Source organism: Kitasatospora sp. NPDC101108 (genome assembly GCF_055584725.1).
Genome location: NZ_JBVJLM010000007.1, coordinates 255,512 through 269,267 on the forward strand (window position 1 = coordinate 255,512; position 13,756 = coordinate 269,267).

Annotated in this window: 14 protein-coding genes; 7 read left to right on the top strand and 7 right to left on the bottom strand. The window is 73.9% G+C overall.

Annotated elements, in window-relative coordinates; translation table 11 throughout:
* The first annotated feature begins 215 nt into the window (after positions 1–215).
* From ACZ6Z8_RS18405 to ACZ6Z8_RS18415, 3 genes are all read left to right on the top strand, one after another.
* Complete coding sequence (locus tag ACZ6Z8_RS18405) at positions 216–848, top strand: class I SAM-dependent methyltransferase (RefSeq protein ID WP_465610952.1); 633 nt, start codon at positions 216–218, stop codon at positions 846–848.
* Positions 845–1,501: a hypothetical protein gene (locus ACZ6Z8_RS18410; protein WP_465610953.1), complete on the top strand. Its 657-nt coding sequence runs from the start codon at positions 845–847 to the stop codon at positions 1,499–1,501. The genes ACZ6Z8_RS18405 and ACZ6Z8_RS18410 overlap by 4 nt, the downstream gene beginning before the upstream one ends.
* Before the next feature lie 201 nt (positions 1,502–1,702).
* Positions 1,703–2,290, top strand: coding sequence for a TerD family protein (locus tag ACZ6Z8_RS18415; protein ID WP_465610955.1), 588 nt, complete (start codon positions 1,703–1,705; stop codon positions 2,288–2,290).
* Between the two features lie 42 nt (positions 2,291–2,332).
* On the opposite strand, the gene ACZ6Z8_RS18420 is transcribed toward ACZ6Z8_RS18415, so the two are convergent.
* Positions 2,333–3,988, bottom strand: coding sequence for an ABC transporter permease (locus ACZ6Z8_RS18420; protein ID WP_465610957.1), 1,656 nt, complete (start codon positions 3,986–3,988; stop codon positions 2,333–2,335).
* Positions 3,985–4,911: an ABC transporter ATP-binding protein gene (locus ACZ6Z8_RS18425; RefSeq protein ID WP_465610959.1), complete on the bottom strand. Its 927-nt coding sequence runs from the start codon at positions 4,909–4,911 to the stop codon at positions 3,985–3,987. Before ACZ6Z8_RS18425 ends, ACZ6Z8_RS18420 begins: the two co-directional genes overlap by 4 nt.
* A gap of 70 nt (positions 4,912–4,981) precedes the next feature.
* Here ACZ6Z8_RS18425 and ACZ6Z8_RS18430 point away from each other — a divergent pair, with 70 nt between their 5' ends.
* Complete coding sequence (locus ACZ6Z8_RS18430; protein WP_465610962.1) at positions 4,982–5,503, top strand: GbsR/MarR family transcriptional regulator; 522 nt, start codon at positions 4,982–4,984, stop codon at positions 5,501–5,503.
* Between the two features lie 80 nt (positions 5,504–5,583).
* Here ACZ6Z8_RS18430 and ACZ6Z8_RS18435 read toward each other — a convergent pair whose 3' ends face one another.
* Positions 5,584–7,068: a lytic transglycosylase domain-containing protein gene (locus ACZ6Z8_RS18435; RefSeq protein ID WP_465610964.1), complete on the bottom strand. Its 1,485-nt coding sequence runs from the start codon at positions 7,066–7,068 to the stop codon at positions 5,584–5,586.
* Between the two features lie 551 nt (positions 7,069–7,619).
* On the opposite strand from ACZ6Z8_RS18435, the gene ACZ6Z8_RS18440 reads away from it, so the two are divergent.
* Entirely contained in the window at positions 7,620–8,006 is a 387-nt protein-coding gene (locus ACZ6Z8_RS18440) for a hypothetical protein (RefSeq protein WP_465610966.1), read from the top strand.
* A gap of 18 nt (positions 8,007–8,024) precedes the next feature.
* The gene (locus ACZ6Z8_RS18445) at positions 8,025–8,402 is read left to right on the top strand and encodes a hypothetical protein (protein WP_465610967.1); all 378 of its coding nucleotides are present in this window, start codon (positions 8,025–8,027) and stop codon (positions 8,400–8,402) included.
* A 12-nt stretch (positions 8,403–8,414) separates the two neighbouring features.
* Here the strand turns inward: ACZ6Z8_RS18445 and ACZ6Z8_RS18450 are convergent, their stop codons facing one another.
* From ACZ6Z8_RS18450 to ACZ6Z8_RS18465, 4 genes are all read right to left on the bottom strand, one after another.
* Complete coding sequence (locus tag ACZ6Z8_RS18450) at positions 8,415–9,953, bottom strand: alpha/beta hydrolase (RefSeq protein ID WP_465610969.1); 1,539 nt, start codon at positions 9,951–9,953, stop codon at positions 8,415–8,417.
* Between the two features lie 138 nt (positions 9,954–10,091).
* The gene (locus ACZ6Z8_RS18455) at positions 10,092–10,730 is read right to left on the bottom strand and encodes an NAD(P)-dependent oxidoreductase (protein WP_465610971.1); all 639 of its coding nucleotides are present in this window, start codon (positions 10,728–10,730) and stop codon (positions 10,092–10,094) included.
* Positions 10,731–10,841: 111 nt separating this feature from the next.
* Positions 10,842–11,927 (bottom strand): IS110 family RNA-guided transposase, encoded by a 1,086-nt coding sequence (locus tag ACZ6Z8_RS18460; RefSeq protein WP_465610973.1) that lies wholly within the window; start codon positions 11,925–11,927, stop codon positions 10,842–10,844.
* A gap of 232 nt (positions 11,928–12,159) precedes the next feature.
* Positions 12,160–13,113 (bottom strand): EamA family transporter, encoded by a 954-nt coding sequence (locus ACZ6Z8_RS18465; protein ID WP_465610975.1) that lies wholly within the window; start codon positions 13,111–13,113, stop codon positions 12,160–12,162.
* A 109-nt stretch (positions 13,114–13,222) separates the two neighbouring features.
* On the opposite strand from ACZ6Z8_RS18465, the gene ACZ6Z8_RS18470 reads away from it, so the two are divergent.
* A complete protein-coding gene (locus ACZ6Z8_RS18470; protein WP_465610977.1) occupies positions 13,223–13,720 on the top strand; it encodes a MarR family winged helix-turn-helix transcriptional regulator in 498 nt (165 codons plus the stop codon).
* The last annotated feature ends 36 nt before the right edge of the window (positions 13,721–13,756 follow it).

Genomic DNA, 13,756 nt, shown 5'->3' on the forward strand with positions numbered 1-13,756 from the left:
GCGCGCGGGCGGGTGACGCGTGCTGACGGGTGGTGACGGGTGCGGTGCTGCGGACCCGACGGACCGCGTGGTCCGTACGCGTCACGACTGAACAGATTGGACTGGACCAATATTCGCCGTCAAGGGTGTCCACCCCCTGGACCGCCCCGGGCGGCGGAGGGCGGCGGACCGGTAGGTTGACCGGGACGGAACGAGCCCGCCGAACGGAGGAGCCCATGGACAGTCAGGGCTGGGACGACCGCTACGCCGCGAGCGACCTGGTGTGGGGCGCCGCGCCCAACCAGTGGGTGGTCCGCGAACTGACCGGCAGCACCCCCGGGCGCGCCCTCGACCTGGCCACCGGAGAGGGCCGCAACGCCATCTGGCTGGCCACCCAGGGCTGGGAGGTCACCGGCCTGGACTTCTCCGCCGTCGCCCTGGAACGCGCCGAACGGCTCACCGCCGAACTGCCCGACGAGGTCGCCGACCGGCTCACCTGGCGGCACGGCGACGTCCGCACCCAGGAGGCCCCTGCCGTCGGCTACGACCTCGTCCTGATCGCCTACCTCCAGCTCCCCGCCGCGGACCGCCGGGCCGCACTGCACCGCGCCGCCGAGGCGCTCGCCCCCGGCGGCACCCTGCTGGTCGTCGGGCACGACCTGACCAACCTCACCGACGGCGTCGGCGGCCCGCAGGACCCCGCCGTGCTGTTCACCCCGGAGGACGTCCTCGCCGACCTCGCCGAGTACGGCCTGCACACCGTCCGGGCCGAGCGCGTCCACCGCACGGTCGGCGAGCCCGGCCACGGGGGCGGCCTGACCAGCGTCGCGATCGACGCGCTGGTGCGGCTGGAACGGGGTGCCGAGTGACGGCCCGGCCCTCCCGCCGCACGCTGCTCACCGGCCTGGCGGCCGCCGCCCCGCTGGTGCTGGCCGGCTGCTCCTCCGGGAAGAAGGGCAAGGCCGACAAGAACGGCCCGGTGGCCAGGGCCAGTGACCCGGGCACGGCGGCCTTCGTGATGATCATCCGGCACGGCGAGAAGCCCGACGGCAGCCATCCCGGCCTGGACGAGAACGGCAAGCACGACGACAAGTCCCTCACCCAGCGCGGCTGGGACCGGGCCAAGGCGCTGCCCACCCTGTTCGCCCCGCCCGCCGCCGGGCTGCGCACCCCGGCCCGGATCTACGCCGCCGCCGACCAGGGCCCGATGGCCGGGGCGCACCGGATGCGTCAGACCGTCACCCCACTGGGGGCCAAGCTCGGGCTCACCGTGGACACCACCTACGCCGAGTCCCAGGAGTCCGAGCTGGCCGGGGCCGCGCTCGCCGGGGCGCAGCCGGTGCTGATCTGCTGGGAGCACTCCCGGATCCCGCGGATCGTCGAGGCGCTCGGCGCCTCCGGCGGCGGGGCACCGACCAGTTGGCCGGACCGGTTCGACCTGGTCTGGGTGTTCTCCCGGCCGGCCGGCGGGGCCTGGACCTTCCAGGAGGTGCGCCAGCACCTGCTGGAAGGCGACGCCTGACCCACCGGTGGGCGCGATCGGCCCGGTGGTGGGCCGGTGGCTACCCCGCGGTGAGGATCCGTCGGTGTGCGGGGCACCGCCGGAAGTGAGGCCACCGGGACGGCGGGGTAAGGGTCCTGCGAAGCGCTGTCCGATGATCACAGGTATCCCTGCGTGCGATAGGTTCGCAGCACGGACGGCAGTGGGAACGAGGAGGGCGCGATGACCGTTTCGCTGGCCAAGGGGCAGAAGATCAGCCTGGAGAAGCCGGGCGGTGGGCAGTTGAGCCTGGTCCGGATGGGCCTGGGCTGGAAGGCCGTGCAGCGCAAGGGCTTTCTGGCCAAGCTGATGTCCGCCGGCCGGGAGATCGACCTGGACGCCTCGGCGGTGCTCTTCTCGGGCGGGAGGTCGGTGGACGTGGTCTACTTCCAGCACCTCACCAGCAACGACGGTTCGGTCCGGCACAGCGGCGACAACCTGGTCGGCGGTGCGGGCGACGCGACCGACGACGAGTCGATCACCGTCGACCTGACCAGGGTGGGCGCCGAGGTCGACCAGATCCTGTTCACGGTCAACTCCTTCACCGGACAGACCTTCCAGGAGGTCGAGGCCGCCTTCTGCCGGCTGGTGGACGAGACCACCGGCACCGAGCTGGCCCGCTACACCCTCACCGGCGGCGGCCCGTACACCGCCCAGGTCATGGCCAAGGTGCAGCGCACGCCGGCCGGCTGGCAGATGGTCGCGATCGGCCAGCCGGCGAGCGGGCGCACCTTCCAGGACCTGATGCCGGAGCTGCTCAAGCACCTCTGACGGCTGCCCTCCCCGTAGGCCGTGGGTTCCGGCGCCGCGACGCTACTCGACGTCCCGGCGCCGGAACCCGGCCAGGGCCAGCGCGATCAGCGCGGCCGCGACCAGGGTGAGCACCACCGGCGGGGTCCAGTCCATCCGGGCCGCGGGGAGCCTGGGCACCTGGCCGAACGGGGAGAACCGGTCCAGGCCCGCGGGGAACTTCAGCAGCGGGCCCAGATAACCGATCACGAAGGCGTACGCGGGGACGGCCCAGGCCAGCGGCATTGCCCGCGGCACCCAGCCGTAGACGGCCGCGGCGAAGCCCACCGTCACCCACAGGGCGGGCGTGAAGGCCAGCGCCGCGCCGGTCAGCCGCAGGAACACGCCCCAGTCGCCGGTGGACAGCGCCCCGGCCAGGCCGAAGCCCACGCCCGCCGCCAGCATCACGGCCGTGGAGCCCAGCAGCGCCGCCGCCAGGTGCGCGCCCAGCCAGCCGGACCGCGACACCCCGGTGGCCAGCACCGGCACGGCCCGCCCGGCGCTCTCCTCGGCGCGCGGGCGCAGTGTCGCCAGCACCGCGTAGACGCCGCCGACCACCGCGACCACCAGCAGGGTCAGCGCGGCGAAGGAGTCGGCGAGGGTGTGGCCGCCGAGCCGGGCCAGGGCCTGCCTGATCTGGTCGACGTCCTTGAGCATCGAGTCGGCCTGGCCGAGCAGCGACCCGTACATCGCGCCGAGCAGCAGCAGGGCGACCGCGAAGCCGCCGATCAGGCCGCGGTGCAGTCGCAGCGCCAGGCCGAGCGGGGTGCCCAGGAACGGGCCACCGGTGGCCGGGCCGGGGCGGGCGGCGCGCAGTCCGGCGCCGAAGTCGCGGCGGGTGCTCAGTGCGAACCCGGCCGCGGCGGTGGCGGCGGCCAGCGCCAGCGCGGGCAGCAGCGGCCACCAGCGGTCGTCGAGGAAGGGGTAGCTGCGCTGCAGCCAGCCGATCGGGGAGGCCCAGGCGAGGCCGCTCTCCCCGGCGTCACCGGCGGCGCGCAGCGCGTAGGCGGTGCCGAGGACGGCCAGGGCCAGCCCGGAGGCCGTCCGGGTGTGGGCGGTGATCTGCACGGTCACGGCGGCCACCGCGCCGAACAGCAGCCCTCCGGCGGCGGTCGCGGCCCCGTAGAGCAGCGCGCCGCCGGCGGTCAGGCCGGGCACGCCGAGGCCGGGCAGGCCGAGGGCGAGCAGCAGGCCGAGCGCGAGGTCGGCGACGGCGGCGGCGGCCAGGGCGGCGGCGAGCTGGGCGTGCCGGCCGACGGCGGCCGAGCGGACCAGCTCGGCGCGCCCGCTCTCCTCCTCGGCCCGGGTGTGCCGGGCGACGGTCAGCACGCTCATCAGACCGGCCATGACGACCAGCAGACCGAGCAGCCGGTGGCCGAGCATCGCGCCCCAGGTGTAGTCGGCCAGGTAGTGGGCCGGACCGGTCATGGCGAGCAGGGCCGGGGTGTCCGAGCCGTGCGCGATCGAGGCGCGGTCGGCGGCGGTCGGGTAGACGCTGCGGACGCTGTCGGCGGTGGACAGGGTGACCAGCGCCAGGCCGAGCACCCAGGCGGACAGCCGGACCCGGTCGCGGCGCAGCGCGAAGCGCAGCAGGGCGGCGGTGCCGGTCAGGGTGGTGCGTCCCCCGGCACGGCCGGGGGCGCGGTGCGGGGCGGTGCGGGTGGTGGCGGTGGCGGTCATCGGACTGCCCCGCCCTCGCTCCGGTGCCCGTTGGCGGCCAGCTCGTCGCCGTAGTGGCGCAGCATCAGCTCCTCCAGCGTGGGCGGGTGGCTGACCAGGCTGCGCAGCCCGGCCTCGCTCAGGGCGCGCACCGCGGCGTCGAGCCGGGCGCCGTCCACGGCGAAGCGCACGCGCGGGCCGTCGGTGCGCAGGTCGTGGACGCCCGCCAGCGCGTCCAGTCCGGTGACCGGGCGGCTGGTCTCCGCCTCGACGGTGGTGCGGGTGAGGTGGCGCAGCTCGCCGAGGGTGCCGGTCTGCACCACCCGGCCCTGCCGGATGATGCTGACCCGGTCGCCCAGCTTCTCCACCTCGTCCAGGATGTGGCTGGAGAGCAGGACGGTGCGGCCCTGCTCCTTGGCCTGGCGGACGACGTCCTGGAAGACCACCTCCATCAGCGGGTCCAGGCCGGAGGTCGGCTCGTCCAGCAGCAGGAGCTCGGCGTCGGAGGCGAGCGCGGCCACGATGGCGACCTTCTGCCGGTTGCCCTTGGAGTAGCTGCGGCCTTTCTTGGTGGGGTCGAGGTCGAAGCGCTCCAGCAGCTCGTCCCGGCGGCGCCGGTCGAGCCGGCCGCGCAGCCGGGAGAGCAGGTCGATGGCCTCGCCGCCGGTGAGGTTGGGCCAGAGTTCGACGTCGCCGGGGACGTAGGCGAGGCGGCGGTGCAGCTCGACGGCGTCGCTCCACGGGTCCTTGCCGAGCAGCCGGGCGCTGCCGCCGTCCCCGCGCAGCAGTCCGAGCAGGACGCGGATGGTGGTGGACTTCCCGGCGCCGTTGGGGCCCAGGAAGCCGTGGACCTCGCCGGTCTCGACGGTCAGGTCGAGGCCGTCCAGTGCGGTGGTCCGGCCGAAGGTCTTGCGCAGGCCGGACAGGATGATGGCCTTGGTCATGCTTCTGAAGCTACCGTAGTTTCAGAAAAACGTGAATATTGGGAACCGTTAAGGTTCGAGCGGAGGGCGGATGATCTCCGGAAAGGGGAGAGCGGTGGAACGGGAGCCGGAGCAGGGGCAGGACCCCGGGGCCGTGGCGGACTTCGTGGAGCGGTTCGCGGCCGAGCTGGTGGTCGCGGGCATGGGCCGGATGCCGTCCCGGATCTTCTCCTGCCTGATGGCCGAGGAGAGCGGCGTGCTGACCTCCGCCGAACTGTCCGAGCGGCTGCAGATCAGTCCGGCGGCCGTCTCCGGCGGGATGCGCTACCTCATCCAGGTCGGGCTGGTCGCCAAGGAGCGGGAGCCCGGATCCCGGCGCGACCGCTACCGGGTGCTCAACGACGTCTGGTTCGAGTCGCTGACCCGGCGCGACGAACTCCTGCTGCGCTGGATCCGGGTGCTGAAGGACGGGGAGGCGACCGTCGGTGCGGGCACGGCGGCGGGGCGGCGGCTGGAGGAGAGCGCGGCCTTCTTCGAGTTCATGATCGACGAGCTGCACGGGATGCTCGGCCGCTGGCGCGAGCACCGGGCGGCGCGGGGGCAGGCGGAGTAGCGCCCGGCTTTCGCCGGGAAGCGCGACGGCGGCAGGACGGTCCGCGGACCGTCCTGCCGCCGTCGGCGGTTGTGCGGGGGTTACTTCTTCACGGTCGCCGCGGGCGAGGGGGACAGCGAGGAACCCGGCGTGGCGCTCGGACCGGCGGACGGGGTGGCGCTGGGGGAGCCGCTCGGCGTGGGGGTCGGGCAGCCGGGGGTGGCCGGCGTCGCGGACGGGGTGCCGGTCGGGGTGGCCGTCGGGGTGGCCGTCGGGGACGGCGTGCCGCTCGGGGTGGCGGTGCCGGTGGGCGTCGCGGTGGCCGTCGGGCTCGGGCAGGACGTCGGCGTACCGGTCGGGGTGCCGGACGGCGTGCCGGTGGGGGTGGCGGTCGGCGACGGCGTGCCGGTCGGCGACGGGGTGCCGCTCGGGGTGGCCGTGGTGCTCGCGGAGGGCGAGGGCGAACCGCTGGGCGTCGGGGTGGTGGTCGGCTGTGCGGACGGCGTCGGCGTCGGCGTCGCGGACTGGGACTGGGACTGGGTCGGCGTCACCGGCGGCACGGTCGGCTGCGGGGTCGGCTGCGGGGTCGGCGTCGGGCCGGTGCCGGTGCCCTCGTTGCCCGTCGGGGTGCCGCCCGAGGCGCCGCCCGAGGTGCCCGCCGTCGTGCCGGAGGGCTGGACGAACGGCGAAGGCGGGGTGACCGGCACGCTCGGGACGCCGGGCAGGTCCGGGACGGTGGTGACCTGGCCGCTGCCGAAGTGCGCCATCCAGTTGCGGACGGTGCGCAGGTACTCGGTGGAGTCGTTGTAGCTGAGGACCGCCCGGTCCAGCTGGGACGGGTCGGAGAGGTCCCGCCCGCCCGCGCACAGGTAGCGGCCGGCGGTCTCGGCCGCGTCGAAGATGTTGTTCGGGTCGGCCGTGCCCTTGCCGGTGGCGTCCACGCCCCAGGAGGCCCAGGTCGACGGGATGAACTGCATCGGGCCGACCGCGCGGTCCCAGCGCGAGTCGCCGTCGTAGCGGCCGCCGTCGGTGTCGGGTATCGCGGCGAAGCCGTTGCCGTCCAGCACCGGGCCCAGGATCGGGGTGAGGGTCCGTCCGGCGGCGTCCACCTGGCCGCCGTTGGCCTGGCCGGACTCGACCTGGCCGATCGCCGCCAGCAGTTGCCAGGGCAGGTGGCAGCCCGGCGAGCGCTGGGCCAGCGAGGCCTCGGCCTGGCGGTAGGCCGCGAAGACCGTGGCGGGCAGCGCCGCGCCGGTGGCGGTGAACGGGCCGGCCGCGGGCTGACCGGGCTGGGCGCCGGGCGGCTGCGGCAGCTGGACGGTGCTGCCGCCGTCGGCCGCGGTGCCGGGGACGCCGGGTATGCCGGTCGCGGGACCGCCGAAGGGAGTGGAGGAGGCCGAACCCTGGGCGGGAGTGCCGTCCGGCGCCGGGCCGGCGTCGGCGGCCGCGACCTGGGCGAGGCCGAGTCCCGACACCTGAGAACCGGTCAACGCGGCCAGCGCGGCGAACGCCGCCGCCGTCCCCGTGACCCGCTTGCCGAGCCGAACCTTTCGCCCGCCCTTGGCGCTGCCGAACCTCGCCGCCATCTGCTACCCCTCCCCGTCGCCGTCCGGACCTCCCCGGAACGGTTGAGCCGTCGTCATCGTGCCGCCCACCACTCGGCGGGCCCGCCGCCCGGACGATTAGTATCACGACGATCTGACAGGGACAGGATGGACGGGAGGCGGCCGGCCGCCCCCCGAGAGGTTGACGCAGCACCTCGGCCCTGGTCCTGCGGGCACGGACCCGGGCCGGAGAATTCAGGACCTTCTCATCTCGGCCGACCCGGAGGGGAGTTGGCCTGGTCGGGATCCCGGCCCCTGGGGTCCGGGCGCCCCGGCGGTCGGACCGGCGGTTCGAGGCACGGGGGTGGTACGTGAGCGTCGTTCCGGGCTCCCGGCGCCGCCCGTGGGCGACCCCTCCGACCTGCCCGGATGCCCCGCGGCACGGCGGTCCTTCCTAGCAGCACGGACGGGCCGGCGCCAGGGGGCGTCCCCAACTCGGCCCTGGACGGATGACGTTCGAGTGAAAGTGGGCATGCCATGAAGGCCCGTCCGTCATGCTGTGCCGCGTGACCATGCGGATGGAGGCCCGAACCGTGAGCGTGAACCTGCCGGAGACCGTCGCCGAGGGGGCGGTGGTCCTGCCGGCACCCCCTCGGGTGGTGGAGGACCTGGCCCGTGACCTGACCCAGGCCGCCGCCGCCGTCAGGGCGGTGTCGCGCGGCGGCCGCAGCACCGGCGGGGACGTCGCGGTCGCCGCCTACACCGCCGTGGTGTGCACCGGCCGTTCGGCGGCCCGCGCACTGGAGGAGGCGGCCGCCTGGTGCCGGCAGGCCCCCGAGGCCGAGGTGCACTCGCTCGCCTGGGCGCGGGTGCCGGGGCACCGTTACGACCTCTTCGAGTACCGCGTCACCATGGCCGTCAGCTTCCCCGACGACGAGACGGGCGAGCACCTCGGGGACACCCACCACTCCTATCGCTGAAGCCGTATCATCGCTCCCATGGGTGATCGGGGTACGAACGAGGTGACCGGCGGCGCGACGGACGGCGCGCCCAACGGGACGGCGGAGAACACCACTTCGGCCGTCGGTGGAACGGGCGGCGACACCGGCGGCGGCACCGGCGGCATCGGCGGCACCGGCGGCGACGGCGGACCGCGCGAGCTGTCCCGGGCCGCCGCCGTCGGAGCCACCGTGCTGGCCGTCCTGTGCGGCTGCCTGGTGCTGCTGGCCATGTTCCACTGGCTGGGCTGGGCCGTTCCCGGAGTCGGCTGGATCGTCGCCAAGGCCGGGATCAAGCTGGCCGTGGGCGGCTTCGCCGGGCTGGCCGTCGCGGCTGCCTGGCTGCGCAGCAAGCTCCGTTCACAGCAGCGCGGTTGACGTCCTTGCTGCTCAACCGGCCGTCGTGGCCGGGCAGGTCAGGTCGTGCTCGGGTATCCGGCCGTCCAGCAGGTAGCGCTCGACGGTGTCCGTGACGCACGGGTCGGACCCCGGGTACTGGCCGTGGTTGCCGTTGCTGGTGACGGTGACCAGCCTCGAACCCCGCAGCGCGCGGTGCGCGCCGAGCGCCGCCTCGTAGTACGTCGCCGGGTCGTGCAGCGAGTTGAGCATCAGCACGGGCGGCAGGTGGGCACCGGTGACCTTGACCTTGGGTGCCGGATCCGTCGGCCAGAGCGCGCAGACCGAGCTGAAGGCGAGGGTGCGGGCACCGACCAGCGGGTAGCGGGCGGTGTTCTCCGCGCCGCGCTCGATCCAGGTGTCCAGGTCCTTGGTCCACTTGGTGTCCCCGCACGTCACCGAGAAGTACTCGGCGAGGAACCCCGGGCTGAGGTACTGGCCGAACAGCCGGCGGGCGGTCTGCTTCGCGGCCGGATCGGCGCCCTGCCAGTCGTCCAGCGCGGTCAGTGCCTGGGCGAGGAGGGGGAAGGCCTTGTCGCTGTAGATCGCGTTGATGGTGCCGTTGTCCATCTGGTTGGGGCCGAGCGTCAACGAGCCCTCGGTGATGGGCCGGTCGTGCAGTGCGGCGCGCCGCTGCTCCCAGTGCGCCTCGACCTCCGCCGGGGTCGTGCCCCAGTGGTACGTGGCGTCGCGGGCGGCCATCCAGGGCAGGAAGTCCTGCTCGAAGCGGCGCTGGAAGCTCATCGGCTGGCCCAGCTCGTACTGCTCCCAGGTGCCCTCGAAGCCGATGTTGCTGTCCAGCACCATCCGCTCGACCCGGTGCGGGAAGAGCGTCCCGTAGTAGGCGCCGATCATGGTGGCGTAGGAGGCGCCGTAGTAGCTGATGCTCTTCTCGCCGAGCAGCGCGCGCAACAGGTCCATGTCGCGGACCGTCTGCTCGGTGGTCAGGTACGGGATCAGGTCACCGCTGTGCTCCACGCAACCGGCCACCAGCTCGCGGGCGTTGGCGACGACCCGGTCGATCGCCCCCGGGGACCGGTCACGCCAGTCCCCGGCCAGGAACTCCTGGAACTGCTCCGGGGTCTGGCACTCGGCGTGGGTGCTGCGGCCGACGCCGCGCTGGTCGAAGCTGACGATGTCGTACGCGGCGGCCACCGCGGGTGCGCCCTGGACGAGGTCCATCGGTCGCAGCAGCCCCTGCCCGCCCGGACCGCCGGCGGTCTCCATCAGCGTCCCCCGCCGGTGCGCCCGGTCGGCGGTGCGGTGCCGGGAGACGGCGATGGAGAGGTCCGGCCCGGCGTCGGGGTGGTGCCAGTCGCGCGGGACCGCCATCGTGGCGCAGTCGAGCGCGGGCTGCCCGCCACAGGGCTGCCAGTGGAGCTGCTGGTCGGTGTAGCGGGCGGGCACGCGTACGCCGTCACCGGGGTCGCGGCCGGAGTCGGCGTTCGCGGTGGCGGGCAGGGCGACGCCGGCGAGGATCGCGGTGGCGATGACGGCGGCCGCGCGGCGGGTGCGGGATGCGGTGGTGTTCACGGGAACGATCCTTTCCGACACCGCACCTGACGCACGATGATGCAGGACACCGTCTTCGAGGTGGTGCTGGATACACCCCAGGGCGGGGGTATCCAGCACCCCGGGCGTCAGCGGCCGTGCTGTGGCCGTCGGCGGCCGTCAGTAGCCGGCGGTGAAGCGGGTGCGCCGGTGGGCGGGCCGCTCGGCCTCGTCGAGCAGCACGACGGCGAGGTCCTCCATCGAGATCGCCGAGTTGCCCTCGGCGTCGACCAGCAGCTCGTCCAGGCCGAGCCGGAAGCGGCCGGTGCGCTCGCCGGGTTCGAGCATCGCGGCCGGGCTCAGGTACGTCCAGTCGACCTTCTCGTCGGCGCGGTAGAGGTCCAGCTGCTCGCCGCAGGCCAGCGCGATCGGCCGGATCTCGTCCGGGAAGCCGGGGGAGTCCACCAGGATCGTTCCGTCGGTGCCCGGCACGACCAGGTTGCCCGCGCCGCCGACGGCGAGCAGGCGGACGCCGGAACCGGCCAGGCCGGCCAGCAGGCCCCGGGTGGCGGCGGCCAGTTCGTGCTCGCTGCCGGGCGCCGGGCGCGTGGCGGTGATCACCAGGTCCTGCCCGGCGGAGATCCGGGCGACGTCCTCGGCGTTGCTCGCGTCGCCGACGGCGACGGTGACGGTGGACGGCAGGTCGTGCGGCTTGGCCGGGTTGCGGACGACGGCGGTGACCTCGTGGCCACGGCCCAGTGCCTCGGTCACGACCCGACGGCCGACGTTGCCGGTGGCGCCGAACACGGTGATACGCATGAAGGTTTCTCCTTGGATCTTCGGAACTGAACTGCGGTGGTGCGGTGGTGCGGTGGAGCGGTCGGGTGTGAGACGGGCCGAGCGGTCGGCGCGGGGATGCTCCTATAGACGTCAAGCCGCAGGAGCAAGATCGGTTTGAGTGATTTGTGCGGTTGGCTTACTGGTCAGGGCGCGGTAGACCTCGCGGGCGACGAATCGTTTGAGGCATCGCATGATGTCTTTCTTCGACAGCCCGTCGGTGGTACGGCGCTCGACGTAGGCGCGGGTGCGGTCGTCGTAGCGCATGCGGACCAGCACGATGGTGTGCAGGGCGTTGTTCGCTGCCCGGTCCCCGCCGCGGTTGAGGCGGTGGCGGTGAGTGCGGCCTGAGGAGGCCGGGATCGGCGCGACCCCGGCCAGGTGGGCGAACGCTGCCTCGGAGCGCATGCGTTCGGGGTTGTCTCCGGCGGAGGTCAGGAGCTGGCCGGCGGTCTCGGGACCGACGCCGAACAGCTCCAGCAGTGCCGGGGCGGCCCGCTTCACCAGCGGACCGATCTCGGCGTCGAGTTCGGTGATCTCCTCGTCCATTGCCCGGTGGCGCCGGGCCAGGCGCCGCAGTGACGCCCGGGTCGCGGCCAGTGGCGTGGAGAGGTCGTCACCGGGCCGCAGGCGGGCGAGCGTACGTATCAGCGTCGCTCGGCTGAGGCCGGCGACCTGCTCCCGCAGCGTCGCCGGCGCCGCGACGAGCATGCCTCTGATCTGGTTCATCGCCTGAGTGCGGGCCTTGACCGCGCTTCGGCGGGCGATCCGCAGGACACGAACGGCCTCGACCGCGCCGTCGCGGCTCTTGGGCATCCCGGTCGCTCTGCCCGAAAGGACGGCTGTCGCGGCGGCGTAGGCGTCGATTGGGTCGGACTTGCCCTTCATCCGCCGGGTCTTGCGGTCCGGTCGGTCGACGTCGACGACCGTGACCCCGGCGGCGGTCAGCACCCGGGCCAGCTCGGCGCCGTATGCGCCGGTGCCCTCCACGCCCACCGCGCTCAGGGCGCCGTGTGAGTGCATCCAGCCCAGGAGGTCCCGGTAGCCGTGGATGGTGGCGGGGAACTCGCGGTCGGCCAGGTGCCGGCCGATGGGGTCGATCACGGCGGCGTGGTGGGTCAGGCCGTGGGTGTCCACACCGCCGGTGATCTCCGAGGCGGTGTGCGTCATGATGGTCATGTCCGTCCTTGGCAGGTTCGAGCCGAGCAAGGGGCGGCACGCGCCGGTGGGGCGGGTGGACAAGACAGTGACGGGGCTTCTCGACCAAGCTCCTATGAAGTCACAAGCACCCGTCCGGCCGCGTGCGTGGCGGGGCCGCTGATGGGCCGACAAATCCCAAACAGGACAGTCGGAACGTCAGTCAGGCGGTGGGTCAGACCCACCAGCAACCCCGCCACCACCATCATCACTGTCAGGCGTTCTCGCGCAGCGGGCTCGACCGGACGTCCGGCGCCGGATCCTCCCGGTCCGCGGCGGGAGAGGTGGCGGGAGAGGGCGCGGGGGCGGTGGCGCGGGGCCGCTGGGTCTGGGCGACGATCAGCGAACCGAGCACCACCACCGCGCCGAGCGCCTGCAGCGGGCTGAGGTCCTGCCCGAGCGCCAGCCAGCCGACCAGGGTGGCGACCACCGGGCTGAGCAGGGAGAGGAAGGACAGCGAGGTCGGCGGCAGCGCGCGCAGGCCGCGGAACCAGATGGCGTAGGTGAGGGCCGCGCCGATCAGGCAGAGGTAGGCGTAGCCGAGCACGTTGTCGAGGGTGTAGTGGGTGGGCGGGGCGCCCTCGCTCAGCAGGGTGACCGGCACCAGCAGCAGGCCGCCGGCGGTGAGCTGCCACCCGGTGGTGGCGAGCAGCGGCGCGGGGGAGATCCAGCGCTTGGAGAGCACGACGCCGAAGGCCATCACCACCGCGCCGGCGAGCGCGGCGGCCACCCCGATCGCGTCGAGCCGGGCGTTGGCGCGCAGCACCAGCAGGCTGACGCCCGCCACGCCCGCGATGCCGGACAGCACCGTACGCAGGGTGAGCCGGTCGCCCAGCAGGGCGGCCGAGAGACCGGCGGTGACCAGCGGCTGGACGGCGCCGACGGTGGCCGCGATCCCGCCGGGCAGGCGGTAGGCGGCGATGAACAGCAGGGCCTGGAAGCCGCCGATGTTGAGCGCGCCGAGGACGAGCGCGCGCCACCACCAGCTGCCCTTCGGCAGGGTGCGGGTGAGGGCGATCAGCAGCAGTCCGGCGGGCAGGCAGCGGATGACGGCGGCGAGGAGCGGACGGTCGGGCGGGAGCATCTCGGTGGTGACGAGGTACGTCGTCCCCCAGACGGCGGGGGCGAGGGCCGTCAGCAGCACGACGGCGAGGCGATTGCTTAGCACTAAGGCAATGTATCTCAGCGCTAAGTCATCCTCGGAGGGGTTCGATCGGTGACGTGGCTCACAGTTACCTCATCGCTAAGGAAAAACGGGCATCGCCTACCCTGAACCCGTGGCAGATCATCTCGACCGCGTCGTCGCGCAGTGGGGCGCCGAGCGCCCTGACCTGGACGTCTCCCCGATGGAGGTGTTCGGTCGGCTCAAGCGCCTCTTCCGCCTGGTGGACGCCGAACTCAACCGCACCTTCGCCGAGCACGGCCTGGACGCCCCGTCCTTCGACGTCCTCGCCACCCTCAAGCGCAGCGGACCGCCGTACCGCCTCACCCCCACCGGACTCATGGAGTCCGCCATGGTCACCTCCGGCGCGATCACCCAGCGCCTGGACCGCCTGGAGGCCCGCGGTCTGGTCACCCGCACCCGCAGCGACCAGGACCGCCGCAGCCGCGACGTCGAACTCACCCCCGAGGGCCACGCCCTGATCGACCGCGCCCTGCCCGCCCACGTCGCCAACGAGCACCGCCTGCTGGCCGGCCTCGACGAGGCACAGAAGGCAGCGCTCATCGAGGCGATGCGCGCGCTGCTGGCGGACCTCGGTGAGGGCTCCGGCTGACGCCCGCTCACCCACCCGCCGGGCCGGCCGTTTAAC